The following is a 15195-nucleotide window of genomic DNA, read 5'->3' on the forward strand; positions in this document are numbered from 1 at the left end:
ACTTACTCAAATGTTATCAGTTATATTATCATTTTTCCATTTCATTATCGCTTCCACATAGTTAGCCACGTCAGCATTGGCATTCCGCAGATTTTTGAGTCTCGATTTTTTCACGCCAATTCTGAAAGCCCTCATTATCAAGGCCAACGCCAAACCCACGCCAACACCTACCATCAACGAAATTGTTTCCGACCTCCATGGCAACGTCTCCATGGGAAAAGCGCTGAGCAATATTATGGGCAGCGATGCCATGAGGCCATACATGGTTTGCCGCGAACGTTGCGAACCCTCGCCATCCAATATGGCCTGATAGCCGAAAAGATAATCCTCCACTGATTCTTTGGTTACGTTATAAGCCTCCAATTGCGGAAAACCGGCAGTGTCTCCATACCGCTCCACAAGTGAGGTCACCACGTGATCATAGTCGTTCAATATATTGGGCCGCAACTCTTTCATACATGAAAAGACAACTTGTAAAACTAAGATTTATTGCGAATAAATAGTCTAAAAAAGTAAAACAGTGCCCTGATAAGCCGGGTTCTGTATCCCCCACAAGAGAGGAGCCCCATCATTTATCTACATTGCGAGTCACCTCGCAACTCCAGCGTTCTACCCTCCGTCGTTGCAGAGCATCGAGCGGGCAGCCCTATTGACGACGGTATACATGAACTTGCAGCCTCCAGACGGCACGGCATGGCGATCACCCGCCACCCGGTGGTCTCTTACACCACCTTCTCACCCTTTCCACTCACAAGGAGTGGCGGTTATTTTCTTCTGCCTACACCTACTGTCACCAATAGCTTCTACTTTCAGAAGTGGAGCGCCCTTTGCTGCCCGGACTTTCCTCTCGCATCTTAAAACGATGCCAGCGACAGAGCCGGGGCACTGCGTTACGATGTGCAAATGTAACGATTTTATCCGAGAAGGGCGCACTAAACAGTCATTTTTTTTATTTGTGTATAAACGAATGTAAAAACCATTCGCTTTCTGCTTAAGAGCCGTTAACCCCTAAAATACAATTGTTAAATACGGATAAAATGATAAGACAAATTGGCACATTCATGCTTTTTGATCCTATATTTGCAAAGACTATCATTGTATAATGACACATCAAGCCATTGTATAACATAGGATGGTCCATTGATAACAATTCGACATCAAATTAAACAACAAATAAAAATAGTAAAGAATGAAAAAAATCTCAAATTATTGGGTTGCCGGCCTGTGCGTCGTCGCATTGGTATTTTCCGCAAGTTCTTTTATCAAAGCAAGCGCTTCGACCAACGAGGTGGCAATGGCGGGACAACCTGTCGATTTAACTTACGCAGCCGACAAGGCGCTGCCAGCCGTGGTTCATATCAGATTCGTGCAAAACGCGAAGGACGAACCATCGCGCGTGCAAATGGACCCATTCTCTGACTTTTTCTCAGATCCGTTTGGGTTCTTCGGCCAACGCCGCCCATCAATGCCTCAAAAAAAAGAAGGCACCGGCTCTGGCGTCATCATTAGCAGTGACGGATATATCGTAACAAATAATCACGTGGTGAACGGCGCAGACGAGCTAACCGTCACGCTCGAGGACAACCGCGAGTTCAACGCTCGCATTATCGGCACGGACCCCAACACAGACCTCGCGCTAATCAAGATTAACGGCAAGAACTTGCCAACGCTTCCCATCGGCGACTCCGACAAAATCAAAGTTGGAGAGTGGGTCATAGCGGTAGGAAACCCCTTCGGCCTCAACAACACCGTTACCGCGGGCATCGTTAGCGCCAAAGGCCGATCGCTCTATCAGAATGGCGTGGAAAGTTTCATCCAGACCGATGCGGCCATCAACCGTGGCAACTCAGGCGGCGCATTGGTCAACACCAAGGGTGAGCTTATTGGCATCAACGCCATGCTCTATTCCGAGACAGGGTCATACGCTGGCTATGGCTTTGCCATCCCAACGGCCATCATGAACAAGGTGGTGGACGACCTGAAGAAATATGGCACCGTGCAACGAGCTTTCATTGGCATCAAAGGACAGGATGTCAACATATACCTTGACAATCTGAAGAGACAAGACAAAGACGTGCCCAACCTCGGAACCAACGAGGGAGTGTATGTCGTAGAGGTTGAGGACAATGGCGCAGCGGCGGAAGCTGGCGTCAAAGCAGGCGACGTGCTCAACGGCATTGACGGCAAGAAAGTGACCAAGATGTCAGAGCTGCAAGAGATCATCAACAACAAACGCCCCGGCGACAAGGCTACAATCAGTTGGATTCACAACAAGAAGAAGATGAGCAAGACCGTCACGGTGAAGAACCAGCAGGGCAACACCAAAGTGATGCGCACCGCAGACCTCGACGTGCTTGGAGCCAAGGTCATGCCCATTGATGACAACACGAAGAAAGAGCTTGGCATAAGCTACGGCTTGCAGGTGAAAGACGTGAAGAACGGAGCCTTTAAGAAGGGTGGCATTAGCAATGGCTTTATCATCATAAACGCTAACGACAAACCAATGAAAAAGATTTCCGATCTGCAAGAAGCTGTCAAGGACGCGTCGACAAGCAAGTCGCCAGTGCTCTTCATCACGGGAATGTGGCCTTCAGGCAAGACAGACTACAAAGCCATCAAAATAAGCGAAGACTAACAAGGTCAACAAACGCTAAACAATAAATTCGCTTGGCCATGACAGTCTAAACATATCGCATTGACACGAAAAAAGAGCCGCTCCGCATCAGCAAATGACGCGGGGGCGGCTCTTCTTTTTGCCGGTCGCATCATCGCGAACCATACTTGTTCCAATAAAAGCCATTTTTACTTGGCCTTGTTCAAAAAAAGACGTACGTTTGCATAACAATCAATTAAAAATCACATGAGTCGTTTTCTCAAGACAGTGTTTGTCGCGATGTATCTCATTTCCGAAAACATATCAGCCGCCTATCTTTTCAAGCACATAGACATCAACAATGGATTGTCCCAAAACACTGTGAGCAGCATACTGCAAGACCGGAATGGTTTCATCTGGTTCGCCACAAAAAACGGACTCAACCGCTACGATGGCACGCACTTCAGAATCTATTATCGCAAACCATCCCACGGCGCCTTGGGTAGCGACTATATCAACACACTATGCGAAACGCCCGACGGCGATATTTACATAGGTACAGACGAAGGTGTCTTCGTCTACTCATCAATCACCGACAACTTCCGGCCACTCACAACAAAGGCAGACGATGGAGTAAGCGTGCAAAACAACGTCACAGACCTAACACTCGTTGACAATGAGCTGTTTATCGCCGCCAACGAGCAGGGACTCTTCCGCTATAACCCGTACACGCGCTCCATGCGGCATTATCCCTTGCGACATTTACCCAACGTGGCAAGTGTAGCGCGCGACGCGAGAGGGTGCCTGTACATAGGGCTATATGGTGGCGGCCTGATGTATTCCATGGACAATCTTGCCACGCTACACCCTCTCAATAACAGGCATGGAACGCAAATGTTCAAAGACGAAGTAGTGTCGCGCGTAGTCCCCACCCCAAACGGCACGCTTTACGTGGGCTCTTCCGTTAACGGCCTATCCATCGTCAACACCGCGACACACGCCGTCATACCACTGCTCAAGCCATACGGCGACATCTTTGTGCGCGACTTGTTGGTACGGGGGCGAGAGATATGGGCGGCATCCGAGCGAGGATTGTTTGTCTACAACCTTGACACGAAACGCTTGGAACACTACCGCTACGAGCCATCCAACCCATTCTCGCTATCCGACAACCCGCTCTACGCATTGTGCATGGACCGCGAGGGGAGCGTATGGATAGGCTCTTATTTTGGCGGAGTAAACTATTACCCCAACTTGGAAAGCCATTTTGAGAAATTCATTCCCAACAGCGCCGGCACGGGCGGGCTGCATGGGCGAAGGGTTAGAGAGTTTGAGCAAGACCAAAATGGGCGTATCTGGATAGGCACCGAGGACGGAGGGCTTAACTGCATGGACCCGCAAACGGGTCAAATAGAATTTGTGAAAGAGAGCGAGGCTTTCAACAACGTGCATGCTTTGTTAGCCGACGGGAACACTCTTTGGGTGGGCACCTTCACCAACGGCTTGAAACAGATAAATATCAACACGCGCCGTGTGTTGCGTTCGTTCAACGCCACGGAGAGACCCGGAGACCTGCACGACAACAGCATCTTCGCCCTTTACAAAACACGAAGCGGCCAATTATACGTTGGCACGGTGCGCGGCCTTTACCTATACGACCAAGCCTCTGGCAAGTTCTATCTCGACAAGCGACTGCCACCGGTACTCATCTACGACATCCACGAGGACAGACGAGGTGCGCTTTGGGTCGCCACTTATTCCGATGGCGTGTTTCGGCGAGAGCCAAAAAGCAGACTATGGACTCAATACAAACGGCATCACAATGCCAGAGGCTTGACCTCCGACAAGGTTTTGAGCGTTTTTGAAGACTCCAAAGGGCACATCTATCTCACCACACAGGGCGGTGGCGTATGCCTATACCATGCGGCCACGAATAGTTTCACGACAGTGCCCATACCCCAACGCGAGCCTCGTTCCGTAGTTTTCCGCATAGTGGAGAGCGCGGACGGCGCCCTATGGCTCACCACCAACAAAGGGCTTGTGCGCTACAACACCTCGACAAGAAACTCGCGCACCTTCACGACCAACAACGGATTGCTCGACGACCAGTTCAACTACAGCTCGTCGCTCTTGGCCGCCGACGGGCGCATCTTTTTCGGAAGCCTTAATGGCTTCATAGCTTTCCACCCCTTAAAATTCACGGACAGCTCCAAGGAAAGGGCAAATATCGTGATTTCGGAATTGATGGTCAACAACCAGCCAATGAACGTCGTCACCACCACCGACGGACAGCAGAAAAGCATCATCACCGCAAGCTCACTGCGACTGGAGCACGACCAAAACTCCATCGCCTTCCGCATGGCCACGCTCAACTACGCCGTGCCACAAGTGAAAGACTTGGAATACAGGTTGAAAGGGTATGAAGACAAATGGCAAAACATCAGCGACAACGCCATAATAGCCTTTGGCAAGCTGCCTTTCGGGCACTACACTCTCGAAGTGAGAAAAGCGGGCGGACAAAGCGGGGCGCCCAACGATCGCCCATTCTCCATGAACATAGAAATCGAGCCTCCTTTCTACCTCTCCACACCAGCCATCATTTTCTATATCATATTCGCCAGCACCGTCATGTGGCTAATCATACGGGCTTACCATGCGCACCACGAGGCCAAACGACAGCTTAGCATCGAAAGCTTTGAGCGTGAGAAAGAGAAAGAGTTGTACCAGTTCAAGATCAAATTTTTCACCAACGTGGCACACGAGATCAGAACGCCACTTTCCCTCATCAAAGCCCCTTTGGAAAACATCCTAAACGGGCGATCGGTGAAAGACCAGCGTGTGTTGGATGACCTGAACGTCATGGAGCTTAACACCCAAAGGCTCCTGAACCTCACCAACCAACTGCTCGACTTTCGCCGCGCGGAGCAAGACACCATGCGCATGAATTTCGTGCGGTGCGACATCTGCCAAATCATCAACGACACGCTCAAGCGCTTTCGGCCCGCCATGCGCCAACGCTCGCTCACACTCAGCACCCACCTGCCAAGCGAGGGCTTGACGGCACATGTGGACAAGGAGGGGTTTACCAAGATACTCTCGAACCTGCTCAACAACGCCCTACGCTACGGCAGTACACACGTCTGGCTCACACTGGACACCCACCCCAACTCGTTCACGCTCCTTATCAGCAATGACGGCCCTGTGATTCCTCAGAACATGCGCCAGCGTATCTTCGAGCCTTTCGTACGTATCGGCAACAACGAGCAGGCCTCGGGCACAGGCATTGGCCTGCCCATGTCCAAATCGCTCGCCGAGTTGCACCACGGCCAACTGCTCATGGACAACAATGAGAAGCTTAACACTTTTATTTTGACATTGCCTACGCACCAAAACGGCGCCATCGAAATCGTGGAGGAGCAAGAATATCCATCGCAAGAACCCGAGGCCGTGACGCCATTGACCAAGCACAGGCACACCTTGCTCGTTGTCGATGACAACGCCCACATGCTTGCCTATTTGGAAACACAGCTTGGCAGACAATTCAACATCGTAACCGCCACAAACGGAAACGATGCCATCGAGCGATTGGAGCAAGACAACATAGACCTCGTCATATCCGATGTGATGATGGAGCCAATGGATGGGATAACCCTCTGCCAAAACGTCAAGAACGACATCAGGCACAGCCACTTGCCTTTCATTCTGCTAACCGCCATTACATCTGACAGCGCGAAAGTGCAAGGCATGGACAGCGGGGCCAACGCCTACATAGAAAAGCCTTTCTCGCTTGACTATCTTGTCAGCACGACTAAAAATCTGTTGCGCAACCGGGAGAACGCGCTAAGGGCGTACGCCAAATCGCCCTTCGTGAGCACAGGGTCGGTAGCCACCAACAAAGTGGACGAGAATTTCATAGACCAACTCACCGAAGCTGTTGCCGCCAACCTCACCAACAGCGATTTCAACGTGGACACGCTTGCCAATAACATGAATATGAGCCGCACCAACCTGAACCGAAAAATCAGAAGCACGCTCGACATCTCACCCAACGATTACATTAGGCTCGAACGCCTGAAAAAGGCCGCCGAGCTATTGCGGTCCGGCGAGTATAAAATCAACGAGGTGTGCTACATGGTGGGCTTCAGCACCCCATCCTATTTTGCCAAGTGCTTTGTCAAACAGTTTGGGATGTTGCCCAAGGACTTCATGGCCAAGTAAAAAACCACGGCGCGCGGCCCACGCGCCCCGTTCTTCAAGACATCAAGACATGTTGACATCGTGGGCACGAACATGGCCGTGATTAATCGATATTGCCAACGTAAATAAAAAATCACGAAAACAGGGCCATACGGCGCACTTGTTCTACGACGACAAAATGACATTTTAGGCGCAAAATCACTCTTCGCGACAGCTTGCGCGCGCGCGTCACATGACGATCGCACCTTTTTCACAGTGCGTCCAAGGCTTAAACGTAACACGTTTAAGCCCTATTCTTGCCGTCTTCAGTGTTTCCTCGCCTCACCATTAAGCCCTGATGGGACAACAAAAAAAACATCTTTCGGACACGTTGCCAGCTTTTTCCCCACAAAACGCTGACTGGCAACAGCTTACAAACGCTCGCCATTTTTCGCGTATTTGCGGACAGCGACACCACCATTTACAAATACACAAATTTCAAGAGCCTTCTTGTCAATGTTTTTCATCATTGTTTGTTACATTTGCCTCGCACGCATGTCACCCTCCGACACGGCCGGGCCGCATCCCGCCAAGGCCAAGCACGCCATTCTGAAAAACACCGTCCGCGGCTCAAAACGTGCCACATTTAGCCCATTTGGCCCATTTATGCTATTTTTTGAACGGTTTGTTGCAGTCATATCAATAACATAAAACTAAATTTGCACGTGAAATTAAAAACAGAATAGACATCTAAACAACTTGCCAACACATTCATGCCCGCGTTCCATCGCGAACGCCTACCTTGAACGCAAAAAAACAAACAAGCAATGACAGCCTCGATAATTAGACACGCGCGCCGCAAGATCATGGTATCGCTGGCGTTCTTGTTGCCAAACGCTCCGACGCAAGCGCGCGCACCTTATTCTTGCGTGTCCACAAACATTCTTTCGCCAAAGCGCGCCACTGACATGCGCACTCAATCGCCGCGCGGCCATGACAAAACGCACAGGTTGGCCAAGCAAGACGCAGGGGAGCTGTCAACGAGTCTCAAATTGCGAACCGTGAGCGTCGGCGCGAACTGCGCCACCTTCGAGCTTTCCGGGCTGACTGTTCACAAAGACGAAATAGTGGAATGGGGCTTCGCCCGGAACTATCAAGGAATGCCCATGAGCGCGCGCGACATGGCAAAGGTGGCCAACGCGGGAGCGATACCCACCACGAAAAGAGCCACTGTCAGTTGTCACGGCTTGCTACCTGGCGAGCGGTATCGCGTGACACTTTATGTCAAGACACGCAGCGGGGCAACTATTTACAGTCCTGAAAAAATCATCGAGACATTGCCCGGTCTACGCTGGGGCACTGAGAATTGGGTCATCACAAAGCATGCCGTACGGCCAACGTTCTACGTCAAAGGAGACAAAGCCACCGTTGGACAAGTGAATTTTTGTTTTGGCCCCAAGGGACAACAACGACCATACAGATCCAACCAAGACAACAAAGGCATGTTCACGACCGAGCTTATCACCGGATTGAAGCCAGCGACAGACTACGTGGCCACCGTGACAGCCAACATAAACGGACACCGCCAAACCATCAGCAAAACCGTTCGCACGCTCACCGATTACAGCTCGTACGCAGTGGACCACACCGTGAGGCCCGCGAGCCACGCCATTAGATGGGACACCACACGCATAACGCTATCGCCCGACAGCGTCCAAGCCGAGTACCCACGCCTGCTACGCGTGTCGGCCGACACCATCCTGCTGACCTATCACGGCGGGGACGGAACAGCGCCCGACACAGACCATTGGCACGACATATACCTGCAACGATCCACCGACAATGGCAAAACATGGTCGGCGCCCACCAAGCTGCTGAACCGCGACAGCGTCCTCTCAACCGACAGCCACGGGTGGCGACGATTCGCCGACCCCACGCTCACACGACTGAGCAATGGATGGATACTTTTGCAACTGATAGGCAACGCCCGTCCAGAAACCAACGAGAACTGCCAAGTGATGGTCTTCATATCAAAGGATGGCGGTGACACATGGGGCGACCCCATCACTGTGGGCAGAGGACGCACATGGGAGCCGCAAATCGTCCAACTGCCAGGAGGCGAGCTGGAGTTGCTGGTCTCGTCCGAGGCCTATTGGTGGGAGCGCCAACGAGACCATCTCCTCCAAGAGATACTATACGCACGCTCCACCGACAACGGACAAACGTGGACCGCCCTCAAACGCGCCGCTTTCAACCCCAACTGTCGCGATGGTATGCCCGTGCCCATATCGCTACAGGGAAACAAGGGGGTGCTCTTCTCCATTGAGAGCATTTACAGCGATGACAACCCTACCTTGGTGTATCGAGAGCTGAACAACGACTGGGACTCGGCAAGCTGGACCGGAACGAACACGCCACACAGATGGGTGAACGAAAACATACGCGGCGCATGCGCGCCATACCTGCTCCAACTGCCCACGGGCGAAACCGCGCTCATCGGATACAAGGACCAAAGCAGCCAAGTGTGGCAAACATGCCGCACGGCGGTGTCGATAGGCGACAACACAGGACGGGAGTTTAAGTATCGTACCCAGCCATTCGCCACGTTGCCCGCCGGGGAGGGGGCTTACTATGGCTCGCTATTCCTCAAAGACGACTCTACCATTTGGCTGGCCATAACCCACTCTCGCTACAAAGGCGAAACATGCGTAAAAAACGACATACAATATATCGAGGGAAAAATCATCGAAACAAAACTAAACAAATAACCAACGCCCATGGCATCAGCCACGGCTCCACATTCAAACTCTATGAAAAGAATAGCAAGACTCATTTACCGCGCCATCGCGCTTTTAGCCATTGCGCCACAAGCCCACGCCGCCAACATCGAGAGTGCCATAACGCTCAAGCAGCCCGGAAACAATCCATGCCGGTATGTTTTGAGACAAAATGGCAACAAGCTGCAATCCGACGCCACACTACCCATCGACATCCACATAGACGAGCGCCAAGAAGGCTCCGACAGGATGATTAGCGTGAGTTTCAAGGCGGAGAGACGGGTATACTTCAGCTTCGAGGCCAGCCTCGCGACGGGGTTCAAGACGGACGACAGCGAGTTCTTCTTGCCAGGCTTTTGGTATCACCGCAACCTGCGCTCGCCACAATCAGCCCCATCTTTCCACACCTCAAAGAGCTGGAACTTTCGGGAGGACCGCCTGTCCACGCCACTGACGTCGGCATTCGACGCCCAAAAGGGCAAAGGCGTGTCCGTATTGCGCGTGGTGGATGGCTCGGCCGAATGCCTCACGGCGCACACAGGGGGTGACGTTATATTGTCTGGCAGCACAAGTATTGGCTTCTTGGGGTTTGACAACGAGAGGGGCAACGCGCGCCTGACATTCGGATTTCCTTATATGGAAACGCCCAAGCGATACATCCGGAAACTGACATTGGCACAGCCCATTCGAACTTTCTTGAGGCTTGACGCTGGCCAAGAGCGAACCGTGACTTGGCGAGTACACCAAGTGGAAGCCAGCAATTACGGGGACTTCGTCGCGCGCACATGGCAGTACGCTTTCGACACGATGAACCCCAAGCTGTTGGAAAACTCGATGAGCCCCTATGAGATAAAGCGCCAACTGACCAACTACTTCCGCCAGTCGTTCGTGGACAAGTACCCACTAAAATACAATTCGGGCATCACCTTGGAGACAGCCACCTGCAAACCTTGCCCCGAGATACAGTTAGGCTTCTGCGGACGGGTTCTGCTCAACGCTTTCAACGAGCTGGAATACGGCGAGCGAAATGGAGACAAGAGTTTGGCCAAAATGGGCAAAGATATCTTTGACAGTTGGCTGGCCAACGGCTTCACGCCACGTGGTTGGCTCATAGACTGGCGAGACTACGCCCAAAAAACGCCCGAGAGATACGTACATTCCATACGCCAACAGAGCGAAGGCATATACGCCGTGCTTCATTACTTGAACTACGAGAAACAAAAAGGACGCAAACACAAAGAGTGGGAACGACGCACAAAATCTATCCTCGACAACCTTGTGAGACTACAAAAACCCGATGGCCATTTCGCTCGCAAATACGATGACAACGGCCATGACATTGACGCGTCCGGAGGAAGCACACCATCGGCAACCTCGACATTGGTAATGGGGTACAAATATTTTGGTGACAAGCGCTACCTGTCGGCCGCCAAGCGCACCGTGGACTACGTGGCACGGGAAATCATCTCCAAAAGCGACTACTTCTCGTCAACCCTTGACGCCAATTGCGAGGACAAGGAGGCTGCCATAGCCTCGGTGACGGCCACCTACTACTTGGCCATGGTATCCAAAGGGAAGGAACGAGCCAAATACACAGACCTGTGCAAACGGGCCACATATTTCGCCATGACTTGGTATTACACGTGGGACGTACCTTTCGCGCAAGGGCAAATGCTCGGAGACCTTGGCTTCAAGAGCCGCGGATGGGGCAACGTGTCGGTGGAGAACAACCATATAGACGTGTTTGTTTTCGAGCTGCCACACATCGCCCAATGGATAGCCAAGCAAACCGGAGAGCCGAGATTCGAACGCATGGTGGACGTGATGCGCTCTTCCATGAGCCAACTCATGCCCACTCCAAAGAGACTTTGCGGGGTGGCCGTTCCAGGATATTACCCGGAAGTGGTGCAGCACACCACATGGGACTATGGGCACAATGGCAAGGGATTTTACAATACCATATTCGCGCCAGGATGGACCGTCGCGTCTCTTTGGGAAATGTACAGCCCTGAACGAACAGTGAATTTCTTAAAATAGCGACAGAAGCAAGAAAAAGCGGCTTACCTTATCCCGATTGCTCCACTATCCATAAAAGCAGGACAAGGCAAGCCGAAAACACACAAGTTAAAACGAGACATTTTATGAAAAGATTAAGTTCGGCCCTATTAACGATTCTCACGGCCACCCACATGGCAGCTCAACCTGCCGAATACCACAACCCAATCATCAACACGAGTACCCCCGACCCCACGATAACGCGCGTCGCGGACGGTTCTTTCTACCTGTACGCCACCGAGAACGTGCGGAATGTGCCGGTGTACCACTCGACAGACCTCGTACATTGGAAGTTCGTCGGCACGGCTTTCAATGAAGACAGCCGTCCCAAATGGTTGCCGAACGGAAGCATTTGGGCGCCCGACATCAACAAAATAGGAAACCAATACGTGCTCTATTACTCCAAATCGACATGGGGCGGCGAGTGGGACGCAGGCATAGGGGTGGCTACCGCGACAACCCCGGGAGGACCTTTCACGGATCACGGTTGCCTATTCCAAAGTCGAGGCATCGGCATACAAAACTGCATAGACCCTTTTTACATTGAGGACGGTGGGCGCAAATACTTGTTCTGGGGATCGTTCAGAGGCATCTACGGCGCGGAGTTGAACGCCGATGGCCTGAGTTTAAAAGCCGGCGAGAAACCAAGGCAGGTGGCAGGCACGTTCATGGAGGGTACGTACATATACCGTCACGGAGGCTACTACTACCTATTTGGGTCGGCTGGCACTTGCTGCGAAGGCGAGCGAAGCACCTATCGAGTGACGGTGGGTCGCTCGCGCGATCTCTTTGGGCCATACGTGGACCGCAAGGGACGCCCCCTGCTTACCAACAATTACGAAGTAGTACTGCATCGCAGCGACAACGTGGTGGGGCCAGGGCACAACGCTGAAATCATAACAGACGACCACGGACGAGATTACCTGCTGTACCACGGATTCAAATCAGGCGACCCAGACGCCGGACGGCTGCTGTACATGGACCGGGTGGACTGGGTGGACGGATGGCCACACATCATGGGTAGCCAGCCATCCAACGTGGCCGAGGCTCCATTCATAGACCCGAGGTGGAGACTTACCGACAGCCAACTGGACCCATCGCGCTTCGAGGGTGACATAGACGGCAAGCCAACGCACCTATACAGGCTCTCCAACGACAAGGGCATGGAGGTTTGCATCACAAACTTTGGAGCGCGCGTGGTGTCAATCGTGGTGCCCGACCGAAACGGAATACGGCGCGACGTGGTATTGGGCTACGATGACATAGCCCAATACGCTGACAGAGAAAATTTCGGAAGCGATTTCGGCGCGACCATAGGCCGTTACGCCAACCGCATAAACCAAGGGAAAATAACGATAGACGGCAAGGCGTACCAATTGCCGCGCAACAATTTTGGGCACTGCTTGCATGGCGGATTCACGGGATGGCAATACCAAGTTTACCAAACCGTGGCAGCGGATAAGCGGCACGCAACGTTCAAGATATGTTCGCCCGATGGAGACAACGGTTTCCCCGGCAACGTAGAAGCAACCGTGACATACACTCTCACCGACGACAACACGTTGGACATAAGGTACAAAGCCACCACCGACCGCAAGACATTCATAAACATGACTAACCACTCATACTTTAACTTGAATGGGCAACCAGACCAAAACGCTGAAAACTTGACGCTGTATATCAACGCTGACAAATTCACGCCAACGGACACTACCTACATGACAACGGGCGAGACGCTCCCCGTAAAAGGCACGCCCATGGACTTCAGAAAGCCTACGCCACTGTCCGCCAACATTGACAACAAGGCATACGCCATGACAAAAGCGGCGGGAGGTTTCGACCATAACTGGTGCCTGAACACCTATCGGAACAACAAAGGCAACGACCACAAGGTAGCCGCAAGCCTATACAGCAAGTTGACAGGCATTTATATGGAGGTGATGACCGATGAGCCAGGATTGCAAGTCTACACGGGCAATTTCCTCAACGGCAGCTTCCCGGGCAAATTGGGCTACAGGTATCCTCGCCATGCCTCTGTATGCATGGAAACACAACACTACCCTGACAGCCCCAACAAGCCACAGTGGCCATCCACGACGCTTGCCCCCGGCAAATGCTACACAAGCCATTGCGCCTACCGTTTCTCCATAAAATGAGAAACAGTGGAAAAGCGCTCCGCCGCCATCAAGGAGGCATCCATCACGCCGGGATTTCAGTTACAAACGCGAGTGCCAACACTGCGAACATTTTAGAAACAGTTACAAAAAAACACACGCACTCCACAAAGGATATGCGCAGAGCTGAAAAAACGAATGTGACAAAGCGCATGCCAACCCACATAGCGCGCTTAGACAACGCCGCGCAAAAGCGAGAAAACAAAAATCAGCGTGGCTCACTTGTTTATTAAGATTTTTTAAGGAGTACATCTGTAAAATTTTCATACTATATTGTATCTTTGTATCGTGTTTTTCATGGTATTAGATTATTAAAGTTAATTTTTTAAAACCGGCCAACTCGTGAGAGCGCGCCGGTTTTTTTATAACACAATCAATGTCTCTCATATCAAAGCGCAAGGGATTGACGAGACACAAATGCCAAATCATATTTTGTTGACATATAAAAACCCCCATCACGCATTTTCAATTTAAAAATTATTATTTATCTTTGCACGCATTAGAAAGACAGTTTCAACCAATAGAAAAAATAATCACAACACGCTATGAATACGATCAAAAATTTCAACGAGGTGGTAGACCGACTGAAAGCCGCGGGCATTTGTCGACGAGTGGCCGTGGTTAACCCTCGAGACAAGGCGACGATCAAGGCCGTGAGCCAAGCTGCCCAAGAGGGTTTTGTAGATCCAGTGACGCTCGATGATGACAACCCCAAGCTTGCGGCCGAGAAAGCCGTGAGCTTGGCGCAAAACGGTGAAGTGGACATGATAATGAAAGGATTGGTACCGTCTGAGATATTGCTCAAAGCCATTATACGTTACAAAGGCGGCTTGTTGCCCGATGGCAACATGTTGACACACACCGCATGCGCCAGCTTTTCAGAATACCACAAATTGCTTTTCTATACTGATGCGGCCGTCATTCCGTTTCCCACCCATGAACAACGGGTACGACAAGTGGGCTACGTGGCAACCTTGTGCCACGCCATGGGCATCGAAGAGCCACGCATCTCGCTCATACATTGCAGCGAAGAAGTGGACGAGCGCCACTTCCCCTATACCGCAGGATACCGCGAGATAGCGCAGATGGCCAAGCAAGGCCAATTTGGCAAATGCGTCGTGGATGGGCCTTTGGACCTGAAGACATCATGCTCGGCTGAAAGCCTTAAAGTGAAAGGTATCGTATCGCCCATCAACGGCGAGGCCGACGCGCTGGTATTCCCCAATATAGAGAGCGGTAACGTGTTTCACAAAACTATCACCTTGTTTAACGAGGCCAAATTGGCCAGCTTGCTACAAGGCGCACGAGTGCCGGTGGTAATGACATCACGCGCCGACGCTCCAGAGACCAAATACTACAGCCTGGCCATAGCCGCCGCATTGGGCACGGTGAACGAATGAGCCCATTGCAGCGACACCAA

At 51.7% G+C, this 15195-nt stretch carries 7 protein-coding genes and 1 other RNA gene; 6 read left to right on the forward strand and 2 right to left on the reverse strand.

Going from position 1 to position 15195, the window contains the following annotated elements; translation table 11 throughout:
* Positions 1–6: 6 nt before the first annotated feature.
* Positions 7–456 (reverse strand): hypothetical protein, encoded by a 450-nt coding sequence (locus tag HMPREF1640_RS05820; protein WP_036893189.1) that lies wholly within the window; start codon positions 454–456, stop codon positions 7–9.
* A 57-nt stretch (positions 457–513) separates the two neighbouring features.
* An RNA gene (rnpB, locus tag HMPREF1640_RS12550) (RNase P RNA component class A) lies at positions 514–889 on the reverse strand.
* Positions 890–1189: 300 nt separating this feature from the next.
* Between rnpB and HMPREF1640_RS05825 the strand changes: the two genes are divergently transcribed.
* The 6 genes from HMPREF1640_RS05825 to HMPREF1640_RS05860 all read left to right on the forward strand — a co-directional run bounded on the left by HMPREF1640_RS05825 (position 1190) and on the right by HMPREF1640_RS05860 (position 15175).
* Positions 1190–2635 (forward strand): Do family serine endopeptidase, encoded by a 1446-nt coding sequence (locus tag HMPREF1640_RS05825; RefSeq protein ID WP_036893190.1) that lies wholly within the window; start codon positions 1190–1192, stop codon positions 2633–2635.
* A 225-nt stretch (positions 2636–2860) separates the two neighbouring features.
* Positions 2861–6811, forward strand: coding sequence for a two-component regulator propeller domain-containing protein (locus HMPREF1640_RS05830; protein ID WP_036893191.1), 3951 nt, complete (start codon positions 2861–2863; stop codon positions 6809–6811).
* Positions 6812–7596: 785 nt separating this feature from the next.
* Positions 7597–9537: a sialidase family protein gene (locus HMPREF1640_RS05840; protein WP_052051726.1), complete on the forward strand. Its 1941-nt coding sequence runs from the start codon at positions 7597–7599 to the stop codon at positions 9535–9537.
* Positions 9538–9579: 42 nt separating this feature from the next.
* On the forward strand, positions 9580–11583 hold the full coding sequence (locus HMPREF1640_RS05845) for a hypothetical protein (RefSeq protein WP_036893204.1): 2004 nt from the start codon (positions 9580–9582) through the stop codon (positions 11581–11583).
* Between the two features lie 104 nt (positions 11584–11687).
* The gene (locus HMPREF1640_RS05850; protein WP_036893206.1) at positions 11688–13757 is read left to right on the forward strand and encodes a galactose-1-epimerase; all 2070 of its coding nucleotides are present in this window, start codon (positions 11688–11690) and stop codon (positions 13755–13757) included.
* Positions 13758–14320: 563 nt separating this feature from the next.
* Positions 14321–15175, forward strand: a complete 855-nt coding sequence (locus HMPREF1640_RS05860) for a phosphate acyltransferase (protein WP_036893211.1) — start codon at positions 14321–14323, stop codon at positions 15173–15175.
* Positions 15176–15195 lie beyond the last annotated feature (20 nt).

It is taken from the genome of Prevotella sp. S7-1-8, assembly GCF_000758925.1.
Classification (GTDB): Bacteria; Bacteroidota; Bacteroidia; order Bacteroidales; family Bacteroidaceae; genus Prevotella.

Coding starts and splice junctions, on each gene's coding strand:
- HMPREF1640_RS05820 (WP_036893189.1), bottom strand. CDS start 456: ATGAAAGAGTTGCGGCCCAATATATTGAACGACTATGATCACGTGGTG.
- HMPREF1640_RS05825 (WP_036893190.1), top strand. CDS start 1,190: ATGAAAAAAATCTCAAATTATTGGGTTGCCGGCCTGTGCGTCGTCGCA.
- HMPREF1640_RS05830 (WP_036893191.1), top strand. CDS start 2,861: ATGAGTCGTTTTCTCAAGACAGTGTTTGTCGCGATGTATCTCATTTCC.
- HMPREF1640_RS05840 (WP_052051726.1), top strand. CDS start 7,597: ATGACAGCCTCGATAATTAGACACGCGCGCCGCAAGATCATGGTATCG.
- HMPREF1640_RS05845 (WP_036893204.1), top strand. CDS start 9,580: ATGAAAAGAATAGCAAGACTCATTTACCGCGCCATCGCGCTTTTAGCC.
- HMPREF1640_RS05850 (WP_036893206.1), top strand. CDS start 11,688: ATGAAAAGATTAAGTTCGGCCCTATTAACGATTCTCACGGCCACCCAC.
- HMPREF1640_RS05860 (WP_036893211.1), top strand. CDS start 14,321: ATGAATACGATCAAAAATTTCAACGAGGTGGTAGACCGACTGAAAGCC.